The 26,370-nt window shown below is 70.5% G+C and carries 33 protein-coding genes; 23 read left to right on the top strand and 10 right to left on the bottom strand.

The features are described from left to right. Positions 1-4: 4 nt before the first annotated feature. A complete protein-coding gene (locus Ate02nite_RS25045; protein WP_203809601.1) occupies positions 5-1,006 on the top strand; it encodes a DUF2157 domain-containing protein in 1,002 nt (333 codons plus the stop codon). 118 nt (positions 1,007-1,124) lie between these two features. Here the strand turns inward: Ate02nite_RS25045 and Ate02nite_RS25040 are convergent, their stop codons facing one another. Beyond that, on the bottom strand, positions 1,125-1,334 hold the full coding sequence (locus tag Ate02nite_RS25040) for a hypothetical protein (RefSeq protein ID WP_203809599.1): 210 nt from the start codon (positions 1,332-1,334) through the stop codon (positions 1,125-1,127). A gap of 28 nt (positions 1,335-1,362) precedes the next feature. Between Ate02nite_RS25040 and Ate02nite_RS25035 the strand changes: the two genes are divergently transcribed. Beyond that, a complete protein-coding gene (locus Ate02nite_RS25035; protein WP_203809597.1) occupies positions 1,363-1,641 on the top strand; it encodes a hypothetical protein in 279 nt (92 codons plus the stop codon). A gap of 19 nt (positions 1,642-1,660) precedes the next feature. On the opposite strand, the gene fdhA is transcribed toward Ate02nite_RS25035, so the two are convergent. Further along, complete coding sequence (fdhA, locus tag Ate02nite_RS25030; RefSeq protein WP_203809595.1) at positions 1,661-2,896, bottom strand: formaldehyde dehydrogenase, glutathione-independent; 1,236 nt, start codon at positions 2,894-2,896, stop codon at positions 1,661-1,663. Positions 2,897-3,059: 163 nt separating this feature from the next. On the opposite strand from fdhA, the gene Ate02nite_RS25025 reads away from it, so the two are divergent. Genes Ate02nite_RS25025 through Ate02nite_RS25010 form a run of 4 tightly spaced genes read left to right on the top strand, consistent with a single transcriptional unit; the run spans position 3,060 to position 6,278 of the window. Beyond that, positions 3,060-3,395, top strand: a complete 336-nt coding sequence (locus Ate02nite_RS25025) for a DoxX family protein (protein WP_203809593.1) — start codon at positions 3,060-3,062, stop codon at positions 3,393-3,395. A gap of 60 nt (positions 3,396-3,455) precedes the next feature. After that, complete coding sequence (locus Ate02nite_RS25020) at positions 3,456-4,634, top strand: MFS transporter (protein ID WP_203809591.1); 1,179 nt, start codon at positions 3,456-3,458, stop codon at positions 4,632-4,634. Positions 4,635-4,644: 10 nt separating this feature from the next. Then, entirely contained in the window at positions 4,645-5,472 is an 828-nt protein-coding gene (locus Ate02nite_RS25015) for a DUF72 domain-containing protein (protein WP_203809589.1), read from the top strand. Next, a complete protein-coding gene (locus tag Ate02nite_RS25010) occupies positions 5,472-6,278 on the top strand; it encodes an endo alpha-1,4 polygalactosaminidase (protein ID WP_203809587.1) in 807 nt (268 codons plus the stop codon). Before Ate02nite_RS25015 ends, Ate02nite_RS25010 begins: the two co-directional genes overlap by 1 nt. Here Ate02nite_RS25010 and Ate02nite_RS25005 read toward each other — a convergent pair. After that, on the bottom strand, positions 6,275-8,347 hold the full coding sequence (locus Ate02nite_RS25005; RefSeq protein WP_203809586.1) for a hypothetical protein: 2,073 nt from the start codon (positions 8,345-8,347) through the stop codon (positions 6,275-6,277). The two genes, Ate02nite_RS25010 and Ate02nite_RS25005, sit on opposite strands and share 4 nt — an antisense overlap. Before the next feature lie 102 nt (positions 8,348-8,449). Between Ate02nite_RS25005 and Ate02nite_RS25000 the strand changes: the two genes are divergently transcribed. The 4 genes from Ate02nite_RS25000 to Ate02nite_RS24985 are packed head-to-tail and all read left to right on the top strand — an operon-like array spanning position 8,450 to position 10,411. Further along, complete coding sequence (locus Ate02nite_RS25000; RefSeq protein WP_203809584.1) at positions 8,450-8,893, top strand: deaminase; 444 nt, start codon at positions 8,450-8,452, stop codon at positions 8,891-8,893. A gap of 38 nt (positions 8,894-8,931) precedes the next feature. Continuing rightward, on the top strand, positions 8,932-9,423 hold the full coding sequence (locus Ate02nite_RS24995) for a hypothetical protein (protein WP_203809582.1): 492 nt from the start codon (positions 8,932-8,934) through the stop codon (positions 9,421-9,423). Positions 9,424-9,432: 9 nt separating this feature from the next. After that, on the top strand, positions 9,433-9,978 hold the full coding sequence (locus Ate02nite_RS24990) for an alpha/beta fold hydrolase (RefSeq protein WP_203809580.1): 546 nt from the start codon (positions 9,433-9,435) through the stop codon (positions 9,976-9,978). 1 nt (position 9,979) lies between these two features. After that, positions 9,980-10,411 carry an NUDIX hydrolase gene (locus tag Ate02nite_RS24985; protein ID WP_203809578.1) on the top strand — a complete coding sequence of 144 codons (432 nt, stop codon included), beginning with the start codon at positions 9,980-9,982 and terminating at the stop codon, positions 10,409-10,411. A gap of 34 nt (positions 10,412-10,445) precedes the next feature. Here the strand turns inward: Ate02nite_RS24985 and Ate02nite_RS24980 are convergent, their stop codons facing one another. From Ate02nite_RS24980 to Ate02nite_RS24970, 3 genes are read right to left on the bottom strand one after another with little or no spacing between them, the layout of a single operon-like run. Continuing rightward, positions 10,446-10,937, bottom strand: a complete 492-nt coding sequence (locus Ate02nite_RS24980; RefSeq protein ID WP_203809576.1) for a hypothetical protein — start codon at positions 10,935-10,937, stop codon at positions 10,446-10,448. Then, entirely contained in the window at positions 10,934-11,194 is a 261-nt protein-coding gene (locus Ate02nite_RS24975) for a hypothetical protein (RefSeq protein WP_203809574.1), read from the bottom strand. Before Ate02nite_RS24975 ends, Ate02nite_RS24980 begins: the two co-directional genes overlap by 4 nt. Before the next feature lie 52 nt (positions 11,195-11,246). Beyond that, entirely contained in the window at positions 11,247-12,020 is a 774-nt protein-coding gene (locus Ate02nite_RS24970) for a hypothetical protein (protein ID WP_203809573.1), read from the bottom strand. A 148-nt stretch (positions 12,021-12,168) separates the two neighbouring features. On the opposite strand from Ate02nite_RS24970, the gene Ate02nite_RS24965 reads away from it, so the two are divergent. The 10 genes from Ate02nite_RS24965 to Ate02nite_RS24920 all read left to right on the top strand — a co-directional run bounded on the left by Ate02nite_RS24965 (position 12,169) and on the right by Ate02nite_RS24920 (position 21,577). Beyond that, positions 12,169-12,540 carry a DUF6204 family protein gene (locus Ate02nite_RS24965; protein ID WP_203809571.1) on the top strand — a complete coding sequence of 124 codons (372 nt, stop codon included), beginning with the start codon at positions 12,169-12,171 and terminating at the stop codon, positions 12,538-12,540. 104 nt (positions 12,541-12,644) lie between these two features. Then, entirely contained in the window at positions 12,645-14,543 is a 1,899-nt protein-coding gene (locus Ate02nite_RS24960; protein WP_203809568.1) for an elongation factor G, read from the top strand. Further along, positions 14,540-15,409 carry an aminoglycoside phosphotransferase family protein gene (locus Ate02nite_RS24955; protein ID WP_203809566.1) on the top strand — a complete coding sequence of 290 codons (870 nt, stop codon included), beginning with the start codon at positions 14,540-14,542 and terminating at the stop codon, positions 15,407-15,409. The genes Ate02nite_RS24960 and Ate02nite_RS24955 overlap by 4 nt, the downstream gene beginning before the upstream one ends. Positions 15,410-15,419: 10 nt before the next feature. Then, on the top strand, positions 15,420-16,124 hold the full coding sequence (locus Ate02nite_RS24950; RefSeq protein WP_203809564.1) for a Clp protease N-terminal domain-containing protein: 705 nt from the start codon (positions 15,420-15,422) through the stop codon (positions 16,122-16,124). Positions 16,125-16,193: 69 nt separating this feature from the next. Next, positions 16,194-17,135 carry an ABC transporter ATP-binding protein gene (locus tag Ate02nite_RS24945; RefSeq protein ID WP_203809562.1) on the top strand — a complete coding sequence of 314 codons (942 nt, stop codon included), beginning with the start codon at positions 16,194-16,196 and terminating at the stop codon, positions 17,133-17,135. Beyond that, positions 17,132-17,908, top strand: coding sequence for an ABC transporter permease (locus tag Ate02nite_RS24940; protein ID WP_203809560.1), 777 nt, complete (start codon positions 17,132-17,134; stop codon positions 17,906-17,908). The genes Ate02nite_RS24945 and Ate02nite_RS24940 overlap by 4 nt, the downstream gene beginning before the upstream one ends. A gap of 10 nt (positions 17,909-17,918) precedes the next feature. Next, positions 17,919-19,016 carry a sensor histidine kinase gene (locus Ate02nite_RS24935; RefSeq protein ID WP_203809559.1) on the top strand — a complete coding sequence of 366 codons (1,098 nt, stop codon included), beginning with the start codon at positions 17,919-17,921 and terminating at the stop codon, positions 19,014-19,016. Further along, the gene (locus Ate02nite_RS24930; protein WP_203809557.1) at positions 19,013-19,624 is read left to right on the top strand and encodes a response regulator transcription factor; all 612 of its coding nucleotides are present in this window, start codon (positions 19,013-19,015) and stop codon (positions 19,622-19,624) included. The genes Ate02nite_RS24935 and Ate02nite_RS24930 overlap by 4 nt, the downstream gene beginning before the upstream one ends. A gap of 103 nt (positions 19,625-19,727) precedes the next feature. After that, positions 19,728-20,579 (top strand): sigma-70 family RNA polymerase sigma factor, encoded by an 852-nt coding sequence (locus Ate02nite_RS24925; RefSeq protein WP_203809555.1) that lies wholly within the window; start codon positions 19,728-19,730, stop codon positions 20,577-20,579. A gap of 38 nt (positions 20,580-20,617) precedes the next feature. Beyond that, the gene (locus Ate02nite_RS24920; RefSeq protein ID WP_203809553.1) at positions 20,618-21,577 is read left to right on the top strand and encodes a pyridoxal-phosphate dependent enzyme; all 960 of its coding nucleotides are present in this window, start codon (positions 20,618-20,620) and stop codon (positions 21,575-21,577) included. Here the strand turns inward: Ate02nite_RS24920 and Ate02nite_RS24915 are convergent. Together Ate02nite_RS24915 and Ate02nite_RS24910 are read right to left on the bottom strand one after the other, a co-directional pair. Then, entirely contained in the window at positions 21,566-22,537 is a 972-nt protein-coding gene (locus Ate02nite_RS24915; protein WP_203809551.1) for an NAD-dependent epimerase/dehydratase family protein, read from the bottom strand. The genes Ate02nite_RS24920 and Ate02nite_RS24915 overlap by 12 nt on opposite strands. 40 nt (positions 22,538-22,577) lie before the next feature. Continuing rightward, positions 22,578-23,033: a heme-degrading domain-containing protein gene (locus Ate02nite_RS24910; RefSeq protein WP_203809549.1), complete on the bottom strand. Its 456-nt coding sequence runs from the start codon at positions 23,031-23,033 to the stop codon at positions 22,578-22,580. A gap of 130 nt (positions 23,034-23,163) precedes the next feature. Between Ate02nite_RS24910 and Ate02nite_RS24905 the strand changes: the two genes are divergently transcribed. Continuing rightward, entirely contained in the window at positions 23,164-23,982 is an 819-nt protein-coding gene (locus Ate02nite_RS24905; protein ID WP_203809547.1) for an endonuclease/exonuclease/phosphatase family protein, read from the top strand. Here the strand turns inward: Ate02nite_RS24905 and Ate02nite_RS24900 are convergent. Further along, positions 23,909-24,415 carry a GNAT family N-acetyltransferase gene (locus tag Ate02nite_RS24900; RefSeq protein WP_203809545.1) on the bottom strand — a complete coding sequence of 169 codons (507 nt, stop codon included), beginning with the start codon at positions 24,413-24,415 and terminating at the stop codon, positions 23,909-23,911. The two genes, Ate02nite_RS24905 and Ate02nite_RS24900, sit on opposite strands and share 74 nt — an antisense overlap. Before the next feature lie 69 nt (positions 24,416-24,484). On the opposite strand from Ate02nite_RS24900, the gene Ate02nite_RS24895 reads away from it, so the two are divergent. Both Ate02nite_RS24895 and Ate02nite_RS24890 read left to right on the top strand, forming a co-directional pair. Further along, positions 24,485-24,925 carry a MarR family winged helix-turn-helix transcriptional regulator gene (locus Ate02nite_RS24895; RefSeq protein ID WP_203809543.1) on the top strand — a complete coding sequence of 147 codons (441 nt, stop codon included), beginning with the start codon at positions 24,485-24,487 and terminating at the stop codon, positions 24,923-24,925. Further along, a complete protein-coding gene (locus Ate02nite_RS24890; RefSeq protein ID WP_203809541.1) occupies positions 24,926-25,345 on the top strand; it encodes an organic hydroperoxide resistance protein in 420 nt (139 codons plus the stop codon). A gap of 12 nt (positions 25,346-25,357) precedes the next feature. Here Ate02nite_RS24890 and Ate02nite_RS24885 read toward each other — a convergent pair whose 3' ends face one another. Next, positions 25,358-26,311, bottom strand: coding sequence for a tyrosine-type recombinase/integrase (locus Ate02nite_RS24885; protein ID WP_203809539.1), 954 nt, complete (start codon positions 26,309-26,311; stop codon positions 25,358-25,360). Positions 26,312-26,370: the final 59 nt, after the last annotated feature.

The raw sequence follows: 26,370 nt of genomic DNA, 5'->3' as shown, positions 1-26,370 counted from the left end.
TGGCGTGGAACTGCCCGGTGACGCTGTGGACCCGGACCGGCTGGACGCCGCACTCGAGCGGCTGGTGCAACGCGGGGTGCTCGATGCCGCGCAGGCCGGGGCGGTGCGGCAGGAATACGCCGGGCCGGTCGAGGCGGGCAGGCCGCACGGGCTGCGCCGGCAGCTGGGGGAGATCGCCGGGTACCTGGGCGCCTCGTTCGTGGTCGGGGCGACGCTGCTGTTCCTCGGCGAGCAATGGGACTCGCTCGGCCGGGGCGGGCGGGTCGCGATTCTCGGGGCCATCGCGGTGGTGCTGCTCGGGGCCGGTGTCGCGGTGCGGTCGCGGTCCCGGGCCGGGGACAGCGTGCGGCGGCGGTTGTCGAGCACCCTGCTCACCGGGGCCGGCCTCGCGACCGGCACGGCGGTGTACGCCATGTTCGACACCAGCACGACGGACGCCGCCGGTCTGGTGGCGTCCGTGGCGGGGCTTGCCGTCGTGGTCGGCGGCTACCTGCTCGCCCGCAGCGCGCTCGGTCAACTGGCCGCGGCCGTCGGGGCGTTCGCCGTCGTCGCGAGCCTGCTCTCCCTGCTGCACCTCGGCGACACCGCGATGCTCGGCGCCGGGACGATCGCGCTGGGCCTGGGGTGGGTGTTGCTGCTGTGGCGCCGGCTGGTCGCCGAGCACCGGTTCGCGCTCGCGATCGCGGTGACGTTCGGGCTGGGCGGCGCGCAGCTGCTCGTGGCCAGTGACGGCGGAACCCAGAACTACCTCGGGTACGCCCTGACCGCGATCGTGGCCGGGATCTGCTTCACGGCGTACGCGCGGCTGCGCGACTGGGTCGTGCTGGCCGGCGGGGTCATCGGCGCCACCCTGGTGGTGCCGGAATTCCTGTACGACATCAGCGGCGGTTCCCTCGGGGCCAGCGGCGTGATGCTGGCCGCGGGCGTCACCCTGCTCGCCGGCAGCCTGGCCGGCCTGCGGCTGCGCAACACCACCGACAGCGACCCGCTAGCGGCCGCCCACTGAATCGGGATGCGGAGCCGGCAAGGCGGTCGCTAACCTCGGCCGATGATCACGCTGACGCCGGTGCTGCAGCGGTGGTACGCCGACTGCCCGTTCTGGCCGGTCGCTCGGCATCTGACGCTCAGCTGTGGGCCTCGTGCTTGCGGGCCACCCTGGTGCCGGTCACCCGGCCGCGGATGAGGAACACCGCGACCAGCGCGAACAGGATGAAGCCGCGATCGGCAGCACCGGCTACTGCAGGCGACGCCATATGACGATGATCATGGCCGGCATCCGGCCGGTGAGCAAACCTGCCGAAATAGCCACCGGATGGGTCGAACTGGGTTTTCATGGGGGTTAGACCGATCCGGGGGGAACTCGTGCCGATCGAACACAGCGGTGTCGCTGCGCCGGTGCCTGGGGGGCCGACTGTCGTCGAGCTGTCCCGGCGGGCGCGGCTTGCCGTCACTGATGCTCCGCTGCTGGTCGGGGCGGCCATCAGCGCCGGCTGGGAGAACCCGGACGACTTCGACCCGGCTGACCCGCACGCCGCCGTGGACGCCGCGCTCTGGCTGTGGACCCGTAACACGTCCGCGCTTCCCGGGGTCGCGGTGCTGTCGGACGGCGGCGAGGCCGGCTTCGCCCCGGTTTCCCCGTAGGCGAGCCGGCCCCGCGACGTCAGCGGATCAGGCCGTGCGGGTCGATGACGTACTTCTTCGCGGCACCCGAGTCGAAGTCCTGGTAGCCCTGCGGGGCCTGGTCCAGGGAGATCGCGGTGGCGTTGACGTTCTTCGCGATCTGCACCCGGTCGTGCAGGATCGCCATCATCAGGTTCCGGTTGTACTTCATCACCGGGCACTGGCCGGTCACGAACGAGTGTGACTTCGCCCAGCCCAGCCCGAGCCGCAGCGACAGGGAGCCGACCTTGGCCGCGTCGTCGACGCCGCCGGGGTCGCCGGTCACGTACAGGCCGGGGATGCCGATGGCGCCGCCGGCGCGGGTGATCTCCATCAGCGAGTTCAGCACGGTCGCGGGCATCTCGGTCTGGGCGTCCGCGCCGTGCCCGCGGGCCTCGAAGCCGACCGCGTCGACGGCCGAGTCGACAAGTGGCTGGCCGATCGCGGGGGCGTCCTTGCCGAGGATCTGCTGGACCTGCTCGGCCGGGTCGCCGTCGGCGACGTTCACGGTCTCGCAGCCGAAACTGCGGGCCTGCTCGAGACGCTCCGGGTTGAGGTCACCGACGATCACGACGGCGGCGCCGAGCAGCCACGCCGAGGTGGCGGCGGCCAGGCCGACCGGGCCGGCACCGGCGATGTAGACGGTCGAGCCGGTGGTCACCCCGGCGCTGACGCAGCCGTGGTAGCCGGTCGGGAAGATGTCGGTGAGCATGGCCAGGTCGAGGATCTTCTCCAGGGCCTGGTCGCGGTCGGGGAATCGGAGCAGGTTCCAGTCGGCGTACGGGACCAGCACGTACTCCGCCTGCCCACCGACCCAGCCGCCCATGTCGACGTACCCGTACGCCGATCCTGGCCGGTCGGGGTTGACGTTGAGGCAGACGCCGGTCTTGCCTTCCTTGCAGTTGCGGCAGCGGCCGCAGGCGATGTTGAACGGGACCGAGCAGATGTCGCCGGGCTTGATGTACTCCACATCCGGGCCGACGTCGATGACCTCCCCGGTGATCTCGTGGCCGAGCACGAGCCCCTCCGGTGCGGTGGTGCGGCCGCGCACCATGTGCTGGTCGCTGCCGCAGATGTTGCTGGCCACGGTCCGGAGGATCGCCGCGTGCGGGGTCCGGCGGCCGATGTTGGCCTTGTTGACCCCGGGGCCGTCCTTCATCTCGTACGTCGGGTAGGGAATGTCCCCGATCTCGACCTGGTCGGGGCCCTGGTAGATCACTGCGCGATTGGCTGGCATCGTTGCCTCCATCGTCATCTCGGCGACGGATAGTCACGCCGCCGTTACGGCCATGTTTCGCCGACACCGCCGGAAAGAGAACCGTCGATACTGACAAACCCTGCCGATTCCGACATGCCGTGGCACGGTGTCACACCCTCGCGGCCTGGCTCGTCCCTGAAACATGTACATCGTCATCACCGTCATCGCCGTCGTGTTCACCGGGAGCGCGGCCGTCACCTACCTGATCGGCCACGACTACCCGAAGACGCAGGCCGACATGAAGGGCATCCCGCGCTCGTGGGTGCCGGTCCTCGGAGGGCTGCTGACCGCCGGCACGATCGGGCTGCTGGCCGGGTTCGCCGTACCCTGGCTAGGCAAAGCGGCCGCGGCCGGCCTGGTCCTGTATTTCGTCGGCGCGCTGATCGCTCACCTGCGGGTCGGCTCCCGCCAGCTGGTCGGGCCGGCGGTGTTCCTGGTGACCGAGATCGCCGCCCTGGTGGTCGCTCTGGCGCGCTGACCCTCCGGTTGTGTACGTTCGTACGTATCTTGGTTGGCGTACGGAAGTAGGGGAACACCCGTGGATCTCGCCACGTCTCGTCGCCGGCTGGCTCTGTTCGGGCTCTTCCTCATTCCGGGCCTTGCCCTGTCGTCGTGGGTGACCCGCACGCCGGACATCCGGGACCTGCTCGGCGCGTCCACCGCCGAGATGGGCCTGGTGCTGTTCGGCCTGTCGGCCGGCTCGATGATCGGCATCCTGTTCTCCGGCAAGCTGGTCACCCGGTACGGCACCCGGCCGGTGATCGCGGCCGGCGCCCTGACGATCGTGTCCTGCACGCCGGTCGTCGGGCTCGGCGCGGCCCTGTCGCAGAGCCTCGTGGTGGCGGCCGGGTTGTTCCTGCTCGGCCTCGGCTTCGGCTGCGGCGAGGTGGCCATGAACGTCGACGGCGCCGACGTGGAACGCATCATCGGCCGGCCGGTCCTGCCGTCCATGCACGGCTGTTTCAGCCTGGGCACGGTCATCGGCGCGATCCTCGGCATGATCTTCACCGCCGCCGCGGTCCCGGTGGTCTGGCACCTGGCCGGGATGGCCCTGGTGACCTTCCCGCTGTGCCTGGTGGCGATGCGGTTCGTGCCGGCCGGCACCGGCCGCGAACAGCGCGACGAGCAGAAGACCCGCGGCCCGGCCGTCTGGCGTGACCGGCGGCTGCTGCTGATCGGCGTGATCGTGCTGGGCATGGCCCTGGCCGAGGGCGCCGCCAACGACTGGCTCCCGCTGATCATGGTGGACGGGCACGGCCTCGACCCGGCGCTGAGCTCCGGCGTCTACGTGGTGTTCGTGGCGGCCATGACGATCGGCCGGTTCACCGGCGGTTTCTTCCTCGACCGGTTCGGCCGGGCGGTGGTGCTGTTCGCCAGCGCGGTCATCGGCGCCGCCGGCTTGCTAGTGGTGATCGCGGTGGACAGTCAGATCGCGGCCGGCGCGGCGGTGCTGCTGTGGGGCCTCGGCTCGGCGCTGGGCTTCCCGGTCGCGTTGTCGGCCGCCGGTGACTCCGGCGCCAACCCGACCGCCCGGGTGTCCCTGGTCGCCACCGTCGGCTACCTGGCGTTCCTGGTCGGGCCGCCCGCGCTGGGTTTCCTCGGCGAGCACTTCGGCCTGCGCGGCGCGATGCTCGCGGTCCTGCTGTTCCTGATCTTCGCGGCGCTGGCCGCGCCCGCGCTGGGCGGCCGGAAGCCGGCCGCGGCGGCCGCCCTCTAAAATCGCCGCCATGCGGCTTTACGTGGGTTGCGCGATGTGGTCGCACCAGGCCTGGGCGGTTCCCAAGGGCCAGAAACCACTGCGGGCGTACGCCGGTCAGTGCACCGCCGTGGAAGGAAACACCACCTTCTACGCCACCCCGTCCCCGGCGACTGTGGAGTCCTGGGCTTCGCAGACCCCGGCGGGGTTCCGGTTCGTCCTCAAGCTGCCCAAGGTCGTCACGCATGAGCGGCGGCTGATCGGCGCCACCCCGGACGTGACCGCGTTCCTGCGGGTGATGGCACCCCTGGAAGCCCGGGTGCACGCGTACTGGATTCAGTTGCCCGCCTCGTTCGGCCCGGACGACCTGCCGGCACTGGCCCGGTTCCTGCACGAGTTGCCCGGCGGCCACCGGTACGCGGTCGAGGTCCGGCACCCCGGCTTCTTCGCCGAACCCGGCCCGCTCGAAGAGGTCCTGCACGACACCGGCACGGAATGGGTGCCGTTCGACACGACCGCGTTCTTCGCGAAGCCGCCCACCAGCGCCGCCGAACGGGAGGCCTGGACGAAGAAACCCCGGGTGCCGGCGCGCAGCACCGCGCTGACCGCGACCCCGATCGTCCGCTACCTGGGCCGTGACGACACCGCCGAGACCGTGGCCGGCTGGCAGCCGTGGGTGCGGCGGACCGCGGCCTGGCTGCACGAGGGCCGCGAACCCACCGTCTTCCTGCACACCCCGGACAACGCCGACGCCCCGGCCCTGGCCCGCCGCTTCCACGACGAGGTCCGCGCCCTGGTCCCCGGCCTGGAACCGCTACCCACCCCCGAACCGGTCGACGAACCCCTGACACTGTTCTGATGAGAGTCGTCGCGGCACTGCTGCTGGTTACCGCGGTGCTGGGCGGCTGCCGCGAGCAATCGCCGGTCGAAGGAATGCCGACGGTCGCCTGGGAGAACCCGCCCGCGAACGGGCGGTTCGACTACCAGCTGGGTGGCGCTTATCCGCCGGCCGCCGGGGTGGCGATCGTGGACCGGGACCGTACGGCGCAGCCGGCGCCCGGGGTCTATTCGATCTGTTACGTCAACGCGTTCCAGACCCAGCCGGCCGAGAACACGTGGTGGTCGGCCAACCACGACGACCTGCTGTTACGCAGCAAGGGCGACGGCTACCTGACCGACCCGGACTGGCCCGGCGAACGGATCCTGGACATCTCCACCGACGCGAAACGCGCCGCCCTCGCGGGCATCGTCGGGGACTGGTTCGCCGGCTGCGCGAAGCAGGGATTCCGGGCGGTGGAACCGGACAACCTCGACTCGTACACCCGCTCGAACAGCCGGTTGAAACAGAGCGATTCCCTCGCGTACGCCCGGCTGTTGAAGGAGCGCGCCCACCGCGAAGGCCTGGCCATCGCGCAGAAGAACGCGCCGGACCTGGCCGGTCTGGGTTTTGATTTCGCGGTCGCGGAGGAGTGCGCGGTCTACGACGAGTGCGACGCCTACCGGAAGATCTACGGCGAGCAGGTGTACGAGATCGAGTACACCGACAACGGCATCGACGCGTACCGCCAAGCGTGCCGGGCGGACGGCGACCGGATCTCCATCATCCTGCGGGACAGGGATGTCGTTCCGGTCGCCACGCCCGGCTACCACTACGAGTTCTGTTAGCGGGTCACCTTGACGGTGACCTGCGCGGTGGCGCCGGTCTCGTAGCGGGTGCGCACCGTCAGGGTGTGCTTTCCTGCGGCTAGTTTGACGACCCGGCTGCGGGTGGCGGCGCTGACCGAGACCCACGTGCCGCTGTCGGTGCGCAGGTCATAACCGGACACCAGCGGGTCACCGGTCCGGACCGACGGGGCGGCCCACTTCAGGGTCGCCGACGCGGCGACCTTCGCCCCATTGCTCGGGGCGGTGATCTTTCCGGCGGTCGCGGCCCAGGTCCGGTTGACGGTGATCGTCGCGGTGACCGGGTCCGAGGCGGCACCCGCGGAGTTGTAGGCGCGGACCGCCAGGGTGTGGGTGCCGCGGGCCAGGCTCAGCACCAGCTTGGTCGTGCCGGCCGACAGGGTCTTCGTGGTGCCGTCGACGGTGACCGTGTACTTCGCCGCCCCCGAGACGGCCTGCCAGCGCAGCACGCTGGTGGTGGCGGCCGCGCCCTGCGGCGGGAACGTCACCTTCGGCGCGGACGGCCGGGTGGTCGTGGTGGTCGCGGTGAAGGTGGCGGTGCGGGTGTCGCTGATGTCGCCCTGGGAGCTGAGCGTGGCCACGGTGACCTGGTGGCTGCCCGCGGTCAGGGTGACCTGGCGGCTGAGCTGCGACGGGGACTGCACGTACTGGGTGCCGTCGACGATCAGCAGGTAACCGGCGATCGCGGTGGCGCTGTTGGCGGCCGCCGACCAACTGATCGTGCTGGTCAGGCCGGTGCTGCCGCCGTCGGCCGGGGCCTGCAGGGTGGGAGCGGTGATCGACTCGGTGCTGGCGGCCCGCAGGTAGACCACCGAACCGGACTCGTGCACCACGTCGAAGCCGGTGCCCGGCAGGGCCATCGCCTGACCGGTCGGGAGGGACGCGTTCTGCGGGTCGCTGTCGCCGGTGTAGCGCAGGGCCGGCAGCAGGGTGCTGACGTTGTCGCCGTCGGCGACCTTGCGGACCTGCACGCCCGGGGACGGGCTGTCCTGCTCACCGGCGGTGCCGGCGGCCGGGTCGGGCCGGTACTCGACGTAGTAGGTGGCGTCGGTGCCGGTCACTTTCACCGCGCGTACGCCGCTGCGGTCGGACCGGGGAGCGAGGGTGACGCGGGTGCCGGCGGCCGGGGTGACCGACTTGAGCAGGCCGAGTTCGTCGGCCTTGGACGTGTTCAGGCCGTTGCCGTCGCCGTAGCGGGCGTAACCCATCACGTCGTAGTCGCCGTACTCGACGACCTCACAGTTCTGGGTGATCGCCGACCCGGCCGCCACATAGCCGCAGGTCTCGTCGCCGGCGTGGCCCAGTCCCAGGTTGTGGCCGAACTCGTGCTCGAAACCGTCGGCGTAGCCGTACCCGTTGAGCCAGATGGTGTTGCCCGGCATGTAGGCCAGCCCGGCCCAGCCGCAGGTGCTGTTCTTCGCGGCCATGTAGATGACCAGGTGTTCCCGGCCGGTGAAGCTGTCGGCGGTGCGGCCCAGCGCTTCCAGGGCCGCGTCCTGCCACTGCTCCGGGTCACAGTCGTTCGCGGAGATGGCCGAGCCGGTGACCCAGTCGTGCACGGTGATGTCCGCGTCCGGGACGGTCAGCGCGCCGGACGTCTGCGCCGACCAGAAGTCGCCGAGCTGCCGGCCCATCTGCGTCAGCGTACCGACGGTGGTGCTGTCGGCGGTGCCGGTGGTGACCGGCACGATGGTCAGCTCGTGCGCCCCGGCCAGCGCGGTCGGCAGCGCCGCCGAGGTGGCCCGGGCCGCGGTGACCCGCGCCCGGCCGTCGTCGATCGCGTCGACGACCTGCTCGGCGGTGCCGGTGGCGCCGCGGACGGTCGCGGTCACCTTCTGCCCCGGGGTGAGATCGGCGGTGACCGACGCGTCGACCTCGACGGTCTGGTCGCCCATCAGCAGCACCGGCTGCGAACCGCCGCCGGCCCCGGCGTCGGCCAGCAGGGTGTAGGTCGCCGGTACGGTCACGGCCGGGTCCGCGTGGGCGGGCACGGCAGCGGTCAAGCCGGCGAGCAGCGCCGCGGCACCGGCCACGGCAGTACGAGCGATCATGAGCACACCTCCGACCGCGAGAGATCGGTCGCACCTGCCGTCGTATGAGGATTCGGCCCCGCTATCGTCGACAGGTTGCCGGGCGGACGGGGAGGGCCTGTCATGGACCACCAGCGGTGGATGAGCCACGCGGTCGCGCTGGCGCACCGGTCACCCCGGTCGGCCACCGCGTTCGCGGTCGGCGCCGTGCTGGTCGACGAGCACGGCACCGAGATCGCCGCCGGCTGGTCCCGCGACACCGACCCGCTCGTGCACGCCGAGGAATCGGCCCTGGCCAAGGCGACCGGCGACCCGCGGCTGCCGGCCGCGACCCTGTACAGCACGCTCGAGCCCTGCTCGAAACGCACGCATCGCCCCGACGCCACCTGCGCGGCGCTGATCCTGGCCGCCCGGATCCCCCGGGTGGTGATCGCCTGGCGGGAACCGGACGTGTTCGTCACCTGCGAAGGCGTCGCGTTGCTGATCGCGGCCGGGGTCGAGGTCCTGGAGGTGCCGGAGTTCGCGGCGGCCGCCCGGGTGGTCAACGCGCACCTGCCCGGTGTCTGATTTCAGGGCCCGAGTCCGGTTGTGGGAGACTCCCCGCCGTGGGTGGTGAATGGCACGGGCTGCTCTTCGACAACCAGACGGTCGGCGTGCAACCGGCGCTGACCTGGAATTTCCGCATCCCGATCGACGGTGGCCCGGCCGCCCTGACCGTGGAATGGCTGCCTTTACCGGCCGCCGGCTGGCAGGACATGGCGGGTGCCGCCGCGACCTGCGACTCGTTCGCCGAACCGGTCGAGGCCTGCGTCCACGACGGTGGGCACCACCGCTACGACCGGATCGACCTGCGGATCACCGAACAGGACGGCCCGCGCATCCGGGTGCTGGTGACGGTGGCCGGCGACATCGACCACCACGGCCCGGCCGAACTCACCGCCGACGCGTGGCTGACCTTCACCGGCATCCTGGTGCAACTCGGCGGCACCGGCACGGCCGGCGACGCGCTGACCCGGCTGGCCGGCTTCACCAAGGTCGACGGCCTGGCCGAGGTGCCGGATCCGCGCGGGATCGCGTTCCGCTTCGCCCCCCACTAGGGTCGTTGAATGGCTAACGATGTCGTGGTGCTGCCGGGCCGCATGGGTGGCACGTTGTCCCCGCTGCCGCTCTACACCGCCGACCTGGCCGAGTCGCGTGGCGCCACCGTGCACCGGCACGACTGGGTCAGCACCCCGCCCGGCATCCCCGAGATCTACGAACCGGCCACCGTCGAATGGGTCCGGGCCGAGGTGACCCCGCTGCTCGACAAGCTGGGCGGCCGTCCGCTGCTGATCGGCAAGTCCCTGGGCACGAACGCGGCGGCGCTGGCCGCCGAACGCGACCTGCCGGCCATCTGGCTGACCCCGCTGCTGCAGCTGCCGCACGTGGTGGCCGCCCTGGAACGGGCGACGGCCCCGTTCCTGCTGATCGGCGGCACCGACGACCGAGCCTGGAACGGCGACACGGCCCGCCGCCTGACCCCGCACGTCTTCGAGGTCCCCGACGCCGACCACGGCATGTACGTCCCAGGCCCGGTAACCGCGTCGATAGCGATCCTGTCCCAGGTGGTAGAGGCCGCCGCCGAATTCTGCGACGAGATCAGCTGGCCCTGAGGTGCTGAGACCGCAGAAGGTTGTCGCCTATGTCGTGCGGGATGGCCGGCTTCTGGTCTTTCTGCACGCCGACGATGCCGGCTTCGATCAATCCGGGCTGCAGGTTCCCGCCGGAACCGTCGAGGACGGGGAACTGCCCGAGGTGGCAGTGCTGCGTGAGGCCGCCGAGGAGACCGGCCTGGACGGGTTCCGGGTGGAGCGGTACCTAGGGGCGAGCGAGTTCGACATGCGGCCGTATGCCGACGCCATCCACGTCCGGCACTTCTACCATCTGTCGATCGATTCCCCGCAGGTGCCGCAGCGCTGGTTCTCCGAGGAGCGCGGAGACGGCGACAGACCACCGATCCGCTTCGAGTGTTACTGGTTGCCCCTCGCCCAGGGCCACGTTCTCGCCGCCGGCCAGTCGGCTCTCCTCGGCCGACTTCTGGACTGAACGACCTCCCGGCCTGAATCCTTGACGTTCGAGGTCACAGGAGGATGCGGGCAGAGGCGTAACTCGCTACAAGTGCAAGCGCGGCAATCTGAGCTATAAGCGCGGCTGTCAATATTTTCCCCCGATTCGCATTGCTTGCGCGAATTGAGCAGATAGTTTGGACTTTGACGAAGGCGACCGCCCGCTGTGCCAGCTCCTCCGAATCTGTCCAATGTTGATCACTGATCATATCCTTGAGCGTTTCGTCGGAAATTGCTTTGAGTAGGCGTCGACGTCCACTCAGGATGCCAAGCAGCGATGCGCACACAAAGGCCCCGATCGCGCACGTCAGAAGAATTGATGAAACCACGTTCTGGCGGATCACCCCGGGCGACGCGAGCGCTCCACCAATTCCGATCAATCCGGCAAGCGTCACCGACGAGGCGACGATTGACGCAGACCGCGAGTCGAGGGATGACATACGCGCACGCTCCGCCGTCAGTTCCTGCTCGATGAAATCGAAATAGATATTCCCGGGATTGCTCATTCTGGGGATGAGCCGTGGATGGATCCGACTATTCTCATTACGACCCAGGACGTCGCTTTTTCCAGCGCGCTGGACGCCTTGGCGTCATCCTCGGTAGCTTGATCAGATTTGCCGTCGTCCTTCGATTCCGGCCTGACAGTTTCCGGATCTTCCAATTCATCTTCGGCCATGTCGACCTCCGCGAGTGTTATCGCTGTGCTTGGTGGTAACGAAGCCGCACCATTGACAGCGAACCACGAATGCTGCCAGATGGACATATCCGAACAGCCTATGCGGATACGTGGCAGCTCAGGGCCGTTAAGAGCGTCCTCAGAGGTGCCAGTCGCGGCCGTGCCAGCGGACCGTCGGGGCCATCAGCAAGTCAGGGGCACCGTCCGGGGGCCAGTCGCCGGTTACGGCCAGGCCGGCTATCGCGGCCGTGCGGGACGGGTCGGGGTCGGTGCCGGTCAGAGCCGCGGTTACGCCGGCCGGGGTTAGCACTGTGGTGGCGGTCAGGCGGGCGGTGGGACGGCCTGCCCGCAGGGCGGCGGCGTCGATGGCGGCGTCGAAGCGGCGCTGGGCGGCCAGGTCTGCCGGGGAGCCGAGCATCCGGGCCAAGGCTCGGGCCAAGCGCCGGTCCCCTGGGAGCAATCCTGGCAATCCGGGCACGGCGAAGTGGCTGTCCGTCTGGTCGAAGGTGGCTATCCACTCCAGGCCGCTGGTCTGGGTGCGGGCCGGGGAGGTGGTGGCGGCCCAGATCGCGGCGCGGAAGATGCCGTTGGCCAGGCGGGCGGCCGGGTCGTCTACCAGGCGTTGCAGGGCGTGGGCGGCGATCAGGGCCAGGTCTCGGTCTACCTCTACGCTGCCGGCGCCTCGTTCTACCCGGTATTCGAGTTTGCCGTCGTCGGCTACCACCAGCAGGAACGTGTCGGCGAAGCCGGCGGTGCGGATCTCGCCCAGCAGGCAGGCGGCGGGGGCGGCCGGGTCGTCGCCGAGGATGTCGCAGGCGATGTCGTCGCGCAGCCAGCGGTGGTGGGTGTCGTGGGGGCGGGCCGGGGTGGGTGGCTGCGGCGGCCGGTAGCTGGCGTATTCACGGAAGCGCATGGCCGCATGGTGGCATCGGGGGCTGCCGGGAAATCGCACCGTGAGTCCGACGGGTATTTCGGTGTCGCGATCGGGGGTGCGCCCCGGATACTGGCCGCCGGAAAGACCGCGCCGCCGAAGAGGCAGCGCCGACTAAGAGGGAGAGGTAATGAGCCGGACTATTCGGGTCACCGTGCGGGGGAAGTTCGCCGGGTTGAGTGAGTCTGCGCTGGCCGAGCTGGTCGCCAAGCAGGCCGAGCACGACTTCCTGCACACCGAATACACGGCCGAGGGGCATCTGACCTACGACCTGCCGGCCCGGCCGTTCTTCACGTTCCGGTTCGCTGATGAGGTCGACGAGGAGGCCGACATCCCGAAAGCCGCCGCCCGCGCCGAGCGCAAGGCCGCCGACTGGATGGCCGGGCACGGCTACCCGGTGAAGGACCTCACCTCGCAGGCCGTCGACATGTCGGTGGTGCCGCTGGGCAAGCGCGGCCGCCGCGAGGCCGACAAATCGGTTGCCCGCGGCCCGAAGCTCTGATGAGCTGACCGAGCACCAACCACCTAGCGATAAGGAAACCGAGATGCGCGCTGCGTACATGTCCACCCAGGAAGGAATCCGGCTCACCGTGAGGGACATGACGCTTGCAAACGCTCAATCTCGGGATTCTGGCGCACGTAGACGCCGGTAAGACCAGCCTCACCGAGCGGCTGTTGTTCGCCGCCGGTGTCATCGACGAACTGGGCAGTGTCGACGACGGCAGCACCCGCACCGACACTCTCGACCTGGAACGCCGCCGCGGCATCACCATCAAGTCCGCGGTGGTGTCGTTCACGCTGCGCGGCCGCACGGTCAACCTGATCGACACGCCCGGCCACCCGGATTTCATCGCCGAGGTGGAACGGGTCCTCGGCGTGCTCGACGGGGCGGTCCTGGTGATCTCCGCGGTCGAGGGGGTGCAGGCGCAGACCGTGGTTCTGGCCCGCACCCTGCACCGGCTGCGCATCCCCACCCTGATCTTCGTCAACAAGATCGACCGGGGTGGGGCGCGCGAGGACGGGGTCCTCGCCGAGATCGCGGCCCGGATCAGCCCGGCGATCGTGCCGATGAGCCGGGTCACCGCGATCGGCACGAAAACGGCGGCGACCGAGGAACAGGTCGACTGGCTGCGGCTGGCCGACCACGACGACGAGGTGCTGACCGCCCTGGTGGACGACGTCTCGCCGGCGTTGCGGGTCCGGGAGAAGGTCCACCCGGTGTACTTCGGGTCGGCGATCACCGGCGCCGGCATCGATCAGCTGATCGGCGGCATCACCACCCTGCTGCCGGCCGCGCGCCGCGCGAAACACCCCAGCGGCACGGTGTTCAAGGTCGACCGGGGCCCGGCCGGGGAGAAGATCGCCTACCTGCGGATGTTCGGCGGCTCGCTGCGGGTCCGCGACACCGTCGGTGCGGACCGGGTCACCGGCCTGGAGGTGTTCGCCGACGGCACGACCCGCCCGGCCGGCGAGATCCGGGCGGGTCAGATCGGCACGGTCCGCGGCCTGACAAAGATCAAGATCGGGGACCCCATCGGCGTACGGCCGGAAGCCGCGCGACAGGCGCAATTCGCGCCGCCCAGCCTGGAAACCGCGGTGCTGGCGTCCCGCCGGGGCGACCTGCACGCCGCGCTGGCCGACCTGGCCGAGCAGGATCCGCTGATCAATCTGCGTCAGGACGACGAGCGGCACGAGGTGTACGTGTCGCTCTACGGGGAGGTGCAGAAGGAGGTCATCCAGGCGACCCTGGCCGAGCGCTACGGCCTTCAGGTGACCTTCCGGGAGACCACCACCCTGCACATCGAGCGCCCGGCCGGGGTAGGGGAGGCGGTCGAGTTCAACAAGGTCGACCCCAACCCGTTCCTGGCCACGGTCGGCCTGCGGATCTCCCCGGCACCCAAGCCGGGTGTCGAATTCGGTCTGGGAGTGGAGCTGGGGTCGATGCCGCTGGCGTTCTTCACCGCGGTCGAGCAGAGCGTCCGCGAGACGCTGCGGCAGGGGTTGCACGGCTGGCCGGTCCCGGACTGCCGGGTGGTGATGACCCACTCCGGGTATTCGGCGCGGCAGAGCCATGCGCACGGGGTGTTCGACAAGAGCATGTCGTCGACCGGCGCCGACTTCCGCAACGTGACGCCCCTGGTGGTGATGGCGGCGCTGCACCGGGCCGGGACGGTGGTGCTCGAGCCGGTGCACGCGTTCCGGGCCGAGGTGCCGGCCGACTGCGTGCCGGCGGTGCTGCCGCTGCTGGCCCGGCTGCGGGCGATCCCGCTGTCGACCGGCCCGGCCGGGATCGACGGGGAGATCCCGGCGGCCATGGTCCACCAGCTGCAGCGGCGGCTGCCCGCGCTGACCCGCGGCGAGGGGGTCCTGGACAGCGCGTTCGACCACTACGCCCCGGTGCGCGGGCCGGCGCCGTCGCGGGACCGGACCGGCCCGGATCCCCTCGACCGCAAGGAATACCTGCTGCGCGTGGTACGCCGCGCCGGCGCGAGGGAGGCGTCATGAAACTGCACGACGATGAGCTGGACATCTCCGCAGACCTGGTGCGAGGGCTGGTCGACGAGCAGTTCCCGGCCTGGGCCGGGCGGCCGCTGCGGGCGGTTCCGGCGGCGGGCACCGACAACGTCATGTTCCGGCTCGGGGACGACCTGGTGGTGCGGCTGCCACGGATGCCGCGCAGTGCCGGCAACGTGGTCAAGGAGCAGCGCTGGTTGCCGTACCTGGCGCCGTTTCTGCCTCTCGCGGTGCCGGCACCGGTCGGCCTGGGCCGGCCCGCCGCGGGGTATCCGATGCCGTGGTCGGTCTATGCGTGGCGGCCCGGTGATCACCGGATGGGCGACAGTGTCGCGGCGGCGACGGCCCTGGGGGATTTCGTGGCGGCCCTGCAGGCCGCGCCCGTGCCGGCGGACGCGCCGGCCGCCTATCGAGCCGGCAACTACCAAAAATCAGACGCGTACGTACGGGAGGCCCTCGGCGATCTCGATGTGCCGGGGGCCGCGGCGTTGTGGGACGCCGGACTGGAGCTGCCGGGCTGGGAGCGGGCGCCGGTGTGGGTGCACAGTGACCTGCTGCCGACCAACGTGCTCTACCGGGACGGCCGGCTGGACGCGGTGATCGACTTCGGGTGCGCCGGGGTCGGTGACCCGGCCTGCGACCTGATGGCGGCGTGGGCCCTGTTCGACCCGGCGGCCCGGCAGGTCTTCCGAAACCGCCTGGCGGTCGACGACGCGACCTGGGAACGAGGCCGGGCCTGGGCGCTGCTGTTCGGCCTGGGCGCCTGGCACTACTACGACACGCTGAAGCCGGAGTTCGCCGCCCTCGGCCGCCGCACCGTCAACCAGACGTTGACGGACCGAGCATCGTCAACCTAGGGTTGACGGCATGACGCAGCAGATCGTTCCACCCGTCCGCCTCGACGAACTCATCCACGCGATCAACTCCAACCGGCCCGACGACGTCCTGGAGCGGCTGTCCGACGCGGTCATCCTCGGCGACCACCTGGGCGACCTGGCCGACCACCTGATCGGCCACTTCGTCGATCAGGCCCGCCGCTCCGGGGCGTCCTGGACCGAGATCGGCCGCAGCATGGGCGTCACCAAGCAGGCCGCCCAGAAACGGTTCGTCCCCAAGGGCCAGGAGCAGGGTTTCGACCGGTTCACCACGCCCGCCCGCGCCGCCGTGCTCGCCTCGATGAACATCGCGAAGACGGGCGGGCACCCGGAGATCCACGTCGAGCACCTGCTGCTCGGCGTACTGGAAGAGGCCGGCAACCTCGGCAGCCAGGCCCTCACCGCGCAGGGTCTTGATCTCGAAGCCGTGCGCAGCGCGGCGACCGCCGCCCTGCCGGCCACCGACGGCCCGGCGCCCGACCTCGTCCCTTACGACGCGCGCGCCCGCAAGGCCCTGGAACTGACCTTCCGGGAGATGACCCGCACCGGGCAGCCGGTCGTCGGCACCGGGCACATCCTGCTGGCCCTGATCGAGGAGGAGGAACCGGAGGGCGGCGTGCTGTCGCGTCTGGAGGTGTTCAAGGCGGCGGTGGACGAGTTCCTGGCCGGCGCCGAGCCGGAATCGATGAATCCCTGACGTTTGTCATGGGCAACAGATGACGCGTGGCCCCCGGCCCGGCAACCCGGGCCGACCACGATGATTCCCATGACCCTCACCGCATCACCCGGCACCACGGACCGCGACACCGCGGATCTCGCCGTCGACCTCGACGGCGTGGTCAAACGCTACGGCCCGGTCACCGCCGTCGACGGCATCAACCTGCAGATCCGGCCCGGCGAGGTGGTCGCCCTGCTCGGCCCCAACGGGGCCGGCAAGACCACCACGGTCGACATGCTCCTCGGACTCGCCCAGCCCACCGAGGGAAACATCCGGGTGTACGGGCGTAAGCCGCACGACGCGGTCGCGCTCGGCCTGGTCTCGGCGGTCATGCAGACCGGCGGGCTGCTCAAGGACTACACGGTCGAGGAGACCGTCAAGCTGACCGCGGTGCTGTTCGGCAAACCGCCGTCGACCGTCGGCGAGGCCCTGGACCGGGCCGGGATCGCCGACATCGGCAAACGCCTGGTCGGCAAGTGCTCGGGCGGGCAGCAGCAGCGGCTGCGGTTCGCGATGGCGTTGCTGCCCGACCCGGAGCTGCTGATCCTCGACGAACCCACCACCGGTATGGACGTCGGTGGGCGGCACGACTTCTGGCAGGCGATCCGCCGGGACGCGGCCGGTGGCCGCACCGTCATCTTCGCCACCCACTACCTGGAAGAGGCCGACGCGTACGCGGACCGGGTCGTCTTCGTACGGCGCGGCCAGATCGTCGCCGACGGTACGGCCTCCTCCGTCAAGGCGCTGGCCTCAGGCCGTACCGTGCGGGCGACCCTGCCTGGCGCTCTTGAGGAGGATCTGCGGGCGATCGCGGGGGTCGACACCGCAGAGGTCCGTGGCGACACGGTTTACCTGCACGGCCGCGACACCGACTCGATTGCCCGGTATCTGCTCACGTCGACGCCCGCGCGCGACCTGGAGATCACCTCGCGGAACCTCGAAGAAGCCTTCCTCACCCTGACCGCCGACGACGCCGGGAGCACCCGATGACGACCGTGGCTGCCCGGAACCTGCCCCGCTTCGGCGGCTTCAACCTCGGCATGATCCGGCTCGAGCTGCGGCGGATGATGCGCAACCGCCGCACCGTGGTGTTCACCCTGATCATGCCGGCGGTGTTCTTCCTGCTGTTCGGCACCAACGCCAGCAACCGCAGCGAACGCATCGGCGGCGGCAACGTCACCGGATACATCCTGGTCAGCATGGCCGTCTACGGCGCGATGCTGGCCACCACGAGCGGCGGCGCGATGGTCAGCATCGAACGCGCCGCCGGGTGGAGCCGGCAGCTACGACTGACCCCCCTCAAACCGGTCGCCTACATCGCCGTGAAACTCGTCCTCGCGATGATCATCGGGTTCGTGTCGGTGGCGGTGGCATTCGCGGTGGGAGCGGTGTCGGGGGCGCAGCTGCCGGCTCACGCCTGGATCCTGTGCGGCCTGCTGGCCTGGGTGTGCGCCCTGGTGTTCGCCGCGTTCGGCCTGTTCATGGGATACCTGCTGCCCAGCGAGAACGTCATGCAGATCCTCGGCCCGGTCCTGGCCGTGCTGTCGTTCGCCGGTGGCCTGTTCGCCCCGGTCGACACGTTCGGCCACACGTTCGCCACCATCGCCAAGTTCACCCCGGTGTACGGGGTCGGCGAGATCGCCCGCTACCCGCTGGTGCACGACGGCACCCTGTGGATCGCCGTCCTGAACGTGGTCGTCTGGACCGCCCTGTTCTCGGCGGGCGCCATGTGGCGTTTCCGCCGCGACACGGCCCGCGTCTAGCCTCATGACCATGGCTCCCTACTCGGGCTGGCGGCACGGCTGGGTCTTCGCCGCGATCTGGCTGTTCTACCTCCTCGACACCATCGGTCAGCTGCTGAAACAGCCCAACCTGCCGTGGCGGGTTACCGGCCTGGTCGCCGTGGTCCTGTTCGCCGGCACCTACCTGTTCATGGTCCGGCTGGCCAGCATGATCCGCAGCGCCCCGAACCCACCCGCCGGATACACCCTGCGGGCGGGCCTGGGCGTCGCGGTCATGCTGGCCCTGTTCGGCCTGCAGATCCCCGGCGCCGGCGCGCACGCCCTGACCTGCCTGGTGTACATCGCCGCGTTCGGCATGATCAGCCTCCCGTTCGCCGCCGCCGTACCGCTCGCCGTGCTGCTGGGAGCCACCGCCGAGATCCTGCCCGCGGTGGTGCCCGGCTGGGCCGACAACGGGTACGGCCTGGCCGTCCTGCTCGGTTCCCTGGCCACCTGGGGCTTCCGGCTCGCCACCCTGCGGCAGGGCCGGCTGGTCGACGCCCAGCAGGAGATCGCCGACCTGGCCGTGCAGAACGAACGGGCCCGGATCGCCGCCGACCTGCACGACATCCTCGGCCACTCGCTCACCGTCGTCACCGTCAAGGCCGAACTCGCCCAGCGACTGCTCGACGTCGACCTGGACCGCGCCCGCCGGGAACTCGCCGACCTGGAGTCCCTGGCCCGCGACGCCCTCGCCGACGTCCGGTCCACCGCGATGGGCGTCCGCGGCATCTCGCTGCCGGGGGAGATCGCCGCCGCCCGCGAGGCCCTCGCGGCCGCTAACGTCGAGGCTGTGCTTCCCGGTGCCGCCGACGAGATCCCCAGCCGCAACCGGGAACTGTTCGCCTGGACGATCCGCGAGGCCGTCACCAACATCGTCCGGCACAGCCGGGCCAGCCACGCCGCCGTGCACCTGAGCCCCACCGTCGTGGAGATCCTCGACGACGGCACCGGCGGCACCACCGCCTCGGCCGACGGCCAGGGCCTGGCCGGGCTACGCCGGCGGGCCGACGCACTCGGCGCTCAACTCACCGTCGGCCGACGGTCCGACCAGCCGGGATTCCGGGTACGCGTGGAGGTCCCCTCATGATCAAACTGTTGCTGGCCGACGACCAGGCCCTCGTTCGCGGCGCGATGGCGGCCCTGCTCGACATGGAGGCCGACCTCAAGGTCGTCGCCGAGGTCGGCCGCGGCGACGAGGTCCTCGCCGCCGCCCGCGACCACGACATCGACGTGGCGCTGCTGGACGTGGAGATGCCCGGCCTCGACGGGGTCGCCGCCGCCCGGGAACTGCGCCGGGCGTTACCCGCGGTGAAGGTGTTGATGGTGACCACCTTCGGCCGGGCCGGTTACCTGCGTCAGGCGATGGCCGCCGGAGCCAGCGGATTCATCGTCAAGGACACCCCGGCCCGGCAACTCGCCGACGCCGTCCGCCGCGTACACGAAGGGCTGCGGGTTGTTGATCCTGAACTTGCGGCCCAGTCCCTGGCGCAGGGCGAATCGCCGCTGACCGACCGGGAGAGCGACGTGCTGAGGGCCGCCCGGGACGGCGGAACGGTCGCCGATATCGCCCGTGACCTGCGGCTTTCCGAAGGGACCGTGCGCAACCACCTGTCCAGCGCGATCGGCAAGACCGGCGCCCGCACCCGGGCCGAAGCCGTCCGGCTCGCTTTGGATAACGGCTGGCTGCTTACTTGAGATAAATTTCCCGGCGCTACCGGTTCGCAACCGAGAGTGACCACTACCTGCACCCGGCGCAACGAAAAGTTCACCCCGCAGCCAACAACGGGGGGAACCGAACATGAGCAGCGCCGCTATCAAGACCGTTACCCGCGAGCAGGAGAACCTGATCCGCGAGAACATGGCCCTGGTCGGCCACATGGTCCGCGAGATGCTGTTCAAGGTTCCGCCGCACGTGCACCGCGACGACCTCGCCTCGGCCGGCTACACCGCCCTGGTGACCGCGGCCAAGGCGTTCGACACCGAGCGTGGCATCCCGTTCGGCAAGTTCGCCGCCATGCGGGTGCGCGGCGCCCTGCTCGACGAGCTGCGCGGCATGGACTGGGCGACCCGCTCGGTCCGCGCCCGGGCCCGCCGCGCCGACGTGGCCCGCCAGGAACTCACCACCCAGCTGGGCCGCACCCCCACCCCGACCGAGCTCGCTTCACTTCTTGGCGTGGCGGTCGCCGAGCTGGCCAACGTCGACGACGACGTGCAGCGCGCCGCCGTGCTGTCCCTGCAGGGCTTCGCCACCAGCTCCGACGACATGGTCACCGAGACCTCCCTGAACCCCGAGGAGATGCTGCTGCACCGCGAGCGGGTCGGTTACCTGCACGACGCCGTCGCGGTCCTGCCGGAGCGCCTGCGGTTCGTCGTCGAGGCCTCCTTCCTGCAGGAGCGCCCGCTGTCCGAGGTCGCCGCCGAGCTCGGCGTCACCGAGTCCCGGGTGTCGCAGCTGCGCACCGAGGCCCTCGCCCTGCTCAAGGACGGCCTGGCCACCCACATGGAGCAGCAGGAGACCGCCGCCCCCAAGGACGGCTGCGTCGCCCGCCGCCGCGCCGTCTACGCCGCGCAGATCGCCGCCCGCAGCACCGTCGCGTCCCGTTTGTCCGCGACCGACGCGTATGGGGAGCGCCACCTGATCGCCGCGTGAACCCCTGCCCTTGTGATCCACTCGTAGGATCAGGGGCCGTGACCGAAACAGTGAGCCTGCAGGACATCCGCGACGCCGCCCACCGGATCGCCGGTGCCACCCACCGCACCCCGGTACTGCGGTCGCGCACCCTCGACGCCCTGGTCGGCGCGCGGGTGTACCTGAAGGCGGAGAACCTGCAGCGGATCGGCGCGTTCAAGTTCCGCGGCGCCTACAACGCCATCGCCAAGCTCAGCCCGGCCGAACTCGCCCGGGGCATCGCCGCCTACTCCTCCGGCAACCACGCGCAGGCCGTCGCCCTGGCCGCCCGGGAACTGGGCAGCACCGCGGTGATCCTGATGCCCGCCGACACCCCGGCCGCCAAGCTCGACGCGGTGGCCGGCTACGGCGCCGAGATCGTCACCTACGACCGGTACACCGAGAACCGCGAGGAGATCGGCGCCAAACTCGCCTCCGACCGGGGGCTGACCCTGATCCCGCCGTACGAGCACCCGGACGTGATGGCCGGGCAGGGCACCGCCGCCCTCGAACTCCTCGAAGAGGTCGGCGACCTGGACACCCTCGTCGTACCCGTCGGTGGGGGTGGGTTGATCGCCGGCAGTGCCACCGCGGCCAAGGGCCTGCAGCCGGGCATCCGGGTCGTCGGCGTCGAGCCGGCGCTGGGCGACGACACCAAGCGCTCCTTGGAGGCGGGGGAGCGGGTCAGCATTCCGGTGCCGCGCACCATCGCCGACGGGCAGGCCGCCTCCATCCCCGGTTCGTTGACCTTCGGCGTCAACCGCCGACTCGTCGATGAAATCGTCCTGGTCAGCGACGAGGAGATCGTCGACGCGCTGCGCTTCGCCGTCGACCGCCTCAAGACCGTCCTGGAACCCAGCGGCGCGTCCGGCCTGGCCGCCCTGCTCGCCGGCCGCCTCGACCCCGCCCCGGCCCGGATCGGCGTGATCCTCTCCGGCGGCAACGTCGGCGCGGCCCGCCTGGCCCAGTTACTCGCCTAGCACCTTCTGCTCGAGTGCCGGGTCGAGACCGACCGGGGAACGGTCCGCGCGCAGCGGCGCCTCCCCGGTCAGCGACCGCATCCACTGCCACGTGTCGGCGACCGTGTCGTACACCGGCCGGCACCGCAACCCCGCCCCCAGAGCCTTGGACACGTCCGCCCGGTGCAGGAAGTCATGGTCGGGGCCCGGCGGGAACCAGATCGGCAGCTGCGTCCACGGCTCGATCCCGGCCGCCTTGATCACCGACGGGTCGGTCCAGCGCAGCTGCGCCCGGTTGCCGGTCACCGTGTTACCGATGTCCAGCAACTCACCCATCGTCGTGTGGCCCGGCTCGCTGACCAGGTTGTACGCGCCGGCCAGGCCGGACCCGGCCGCGTTCAGCAGGAAGATCGCCAGGTCGCGGGCGTCGATGTACTGCAACGGCAGCACCCGCGGCCCCGGCGCGAGGGTCGGGCCGCCCCGGGCCAGCCGGTTCAGCCACCACGGCAGCCGGCCCACGTCCTCGTGCGGGCCCAGGATCAGCCCGGCCCGGGCCAGCAGCACCGGACCGTCGAACTCGCTTGCCGCGATCTCCCCGCGCAGTTTGTCCCCGGCGTACCCGGTGTCCCGCGGGTCGCCGAGCGGGGTGCGCTCGGTCAGCGGCATGGTGGCACCCCACTGGTACACCGAGCGGCTCGACACGTACCCGTAGTGCCGGGCCCGCCCGGACAGCAGCCGGGCCGTGCGGCCCACCGCGCCGGCGCCCGCCGACCAGGTGTCGATCACCGCGTCCCAGCTCTGATCGACGTTCAGGGCGGCCAGGCCGTCCGGGGACAACCGGTCACCGAACGCCACCCGCACCCCCGGCGGCGCACCCCGCCGGCCGCGGTTGAACACGGTGACGTCATCGCCCCGGGCGACCGCTTCCTCCGCGATCGCCCGCCCGACGAACCCGGACCCACCCAGCACCAGGAGCCTCATGGCGATCGACCATGCCCGATGCCTGCGGTGGCGGGAAGAGCTATCGCTCAGAGCGGAACGCGCGTAGTGCTTGAACCACCAGCGCGTGATCCTCGGCCTGGGGGAGACCCGACACCGTGACCACCGCCACTATGCCGACATTCCGGATACGGATCGGGAAAGCGCCGCCGTGCGCGGCGTAGTCGGCCGGGTTAACGCCCATGCCCGCGTCCAGTTCCTGGCCCTTGGCCGCCAGCCGCCGTCCCACGAGGTAGGACGAGGCACCGTAGCGTTCCACCACCCGGACCTTGCGGGCGATCCACGCGTCGTTGTCGGCGGTGCTGCCCTCCAGGCCCGCATGGAACAACTGCTGCGTACCCCGCCGGATGTCGATGGCCACCGGCTTGTCCCCGGCCAGCTCGACCAGCAGACAGCCCAGCCGCCACGCATCGGCGTTGCTGAACCCGTCGAAGACGAGGTCGCGTTCCTGCTCTTCCAGCTCTTCAAGGTCGCCCATGGAGATCATTATCGGCGACGCTGCTTCTGCAACCAGATACCCAGCGAAGCCAGCAACACGAAGACCATCATCGAACAGCAGAGCAACTTGATGAACAACTCCGCCTCCCGGTTCAGTAGGGTCGTTACTCGTGCGCCTGGCCACCTTCAACCTGCTGCACGGAAGGTCACTCTCCGACGGCACCGTACACGCCGACCGCGTGCACGCCGCCATCGCCGAGCTCGACGCCGACGTCCTCGGCCTGCAGGAGGTCGACCGCGCCCAGCCCCGCAGCGGCCTGCTCGACCTCACCGCCATCGCCGCCGACGCCCTCGGCGCGCGGACCCACCGCTTCGCCGCCGCCGTCGTCGGCACCCCGGGGGAGACCTGGCAACCCTGGCGCAGCAACGACGACAACGCCCACCCGCTCTACGGCATCGCCCTGGTCAGCCGATACCCCGTCATCCGCTGGCAGATCACCACCCTGCCCGGCGCACCGATCCGCTCACCCGTCTACACCGGCGACGGCATCCGGCTGCTCAAGGACGAACCCCGGGTCCTGCTCGCCGCCGTCCTGGACACCCCGGCCGGCCCGGTCACCGTCGCCACCACCCACCTGAGCTTCGTACCCGGCTGGAACCTGCGGCAACTACGGCACGCCGTCCGCGCCCTGCGCACCCTGCCCGGCCCCCGCCTGCTGCTCGGCGACCTCAACATGCCGGCCGCCCCGGTCCGCGCCGTCACCGGCTGGCGGCCCCTGGCCAAAGCACCCACCTTCCCCAGCCCGTCACCGCGCGCCCAGCTCGACCACATCCTCGCCGACCCGCGCGGCTACCGCCTCGGCCGCGTCCTCCAGGTCTGCACCCCACGGCCCAACGTCTCCGACCACCTGCCACTCATCGTGCAGCTGGACGCAGAAACACGTACTCCAGGCCGTCCTCCGGATCCCACTGCTCACCGACCTTCCTGAACCCGAACCCGGCGATCGTCGCCCGCGACCCCACGTTGTCCGGCCGGATACTCGCCCGCACCGCCGTCACCGCCGGATCCGCGTCGGCCCGCTCGAGCAGCGACCGCAGCATCGCCTTGGCATGCCCGCGCCGCCGGAACGCCGGATCCACCGAATAAGCGACCTCCACCACCCCGCCCTCCGGCGGACCGTGGAACCCGCCATGCCCCACCACCTGGCCATCGGCCACCGCCGCCCGCGCGATCCAGTCAGCGCTGGCCGGGTCACCCTCGATCTGCTCCAGGCGAATCCGCCACAGCCAGTGCTCCGCCACCAGGTAAGGCGATAAAGCCGCCCCGGCCTGCTCGCTGGCCCCCGCGAGATCCCCGTCGATCAGCGCACGCAGCACCGCGGGGGAGAGCTGCACCCAAGTGATGTCCGACACGCCAGGCATGATCACACAGAGTGGTGATCAATGCCACGTTCATTGTGCACAACTCAATTGCGCACTACCGTTCTGGACATGGATCAAGGCACCGGACTCGAACAGATGATCTGCTTCGAGCTCTACGCCGCCAGCCGGGCGATGACCGCCCTCTACCGCCCCGCCCTCGACGACGCCGGCCTGACCTACCCCCAATACCTGGTCATGCGCGTCCTCTGGCACCAGGGCCCGGTCACCGTCCGCGACCTCGGACAAACCCTGCACCTCGACAGCGGCACCCTCTCACCCCTGCTCAAACGCCTCGAAACCCAAGGCCACATCCGCCGCGAACGAGGCACCACCGACGAACGCACCGTCGTCATCCACCTCACCGACACCGGCACCGCCCTGGAACAGAAGGTCGACGACGTACCCGCGCAGATCATCTGCGCCCTCGACCTCAACCTCGACGAATACCGGCAACTGCACCACCTCCTCGGGCGCATCCGCGCCGCCACCCCCGGAAAGGACCACCCCTAAATGGCCACCGTCTACACCGCCTCCTCCACCGCCACCGGCGACGCCCGCAACGGCCACGTCCGCTCCACCGACGGCGTCCTCGACCTCGACCTCGCCGTGCCGAAGGAGATGGGCGGCCCCGGCGGCGCCCTCACCAACCCCGAGCAGCTGTTCAGCGCCGGCTACGCCGCCTGCTTCCACAGCGCGCTGAAGGCCGTGGCCCGCGCCCAGAAGATCACCCTGGAAGACACCGCCGTCACGGTCGACGTCGGCATCGGCCCCAACGAGACCGGCGGCTTCCAGCTCACCGTCGCCATCGAAGCCGAGATCCCCGGCGTCGACGAGGCCACCGCCCAGGCCCTCATCGAAGCCGCCCACCAGGTCTGCCCCTACTCCAACGCCACCCGCGGCAACGTCGAGGTAGCCCTCACCCTCGCCTGATCTCTTTACTCTTTACAGGCCACGCAGCGCGCGGTTGGTGCGGTTCGCCCGCACCGCCGCGCGCTGCTGTTCCGCCGTCACCTCGATATAGCCCTGCGAGGTCGTCAGCGACGAATGCCCCAGCAACCGCATGATCTCCGAAGCGTTGGCCCCGTCCTCCGCCAGCCGGGTAGCGAACGTGTGCCGCAACGCGTGCAACTGCGCACCCCGGGGGACCCGGTCACTGACCCCGGCCCGCCGGTAACACGACTCCACCAGATATTGCAGGCCACCACGCTTGAGCGCCGCCCCACGCCGATCCACCAGCAACGGATCCTTCGAAGCGGCCCGCCCGAACCGATGCCGCCGGCTGTCCAGATAACGCTCGATCAGCACGTCCAGCTCCGGCTCGATCGGCACGGTCCGCGGCCGCCCGCCCTTACCGGCCACCTCGACCCGGCGCTCACCCGGCCGCCCCGTCACATCCCCGATCCGCAAGGCCAACATCTCCGACAGCCGCAAACCCGCACACAACGCCAGGGTCAGCACGGCCACATCCCGCTCGGGCCACGGATCACGCTGCCGCTCATCCACCTGGCTGACAGCGGACAGTAACTGCTCCGGGGTGTCCTCACCGCGCAGCGGCTTAGGGGAGTGGACCGGAAGCTTCGGCTTGTCGACCGCCGACATCGGATTCCCGGGAAGAACCTGCTCGGTGACCAGGAACGTGAAGAACGCATTCCACGACGACCAGGCCCGCGCCACGGAGGCCGGCGCCCGATCCGCCGCAAATCGGGCGAAGGCCCCACGCAGCGAACGAGGGGAGAGGTCACCCAGAGTGACTACTTCAGGCCCGATCAAACCCACAATCAACCCCAGATCCCGCCGGTACGCCTGAAGCGTGTGCACCGACGGCTTCCGGGTAGCGCGGGCCGCCAAAAAGTCCTCAATGAGCTCCTGAACGCCCAACCCAAATTTTTGCTGCATAAGTCATATTATGCAGCATCCAGTACCATTTGCGAGCTTCCGAAGAGGACCGTCCCGGC

Source organism: Paractinoplanes tereljensis (assembly GCF_016862435.1).
In the GTDB taxonomy this organism is placed as follows: Bacteria; Actinomycetota; Actinomycetes; order Mycobacteriales; family Micromonosporaceae; genus Actinoplanes; species Actinoplanes tereljensis.
This window is presented reverse-complemented; position numbering and strand designations above follow the sequence as displayed.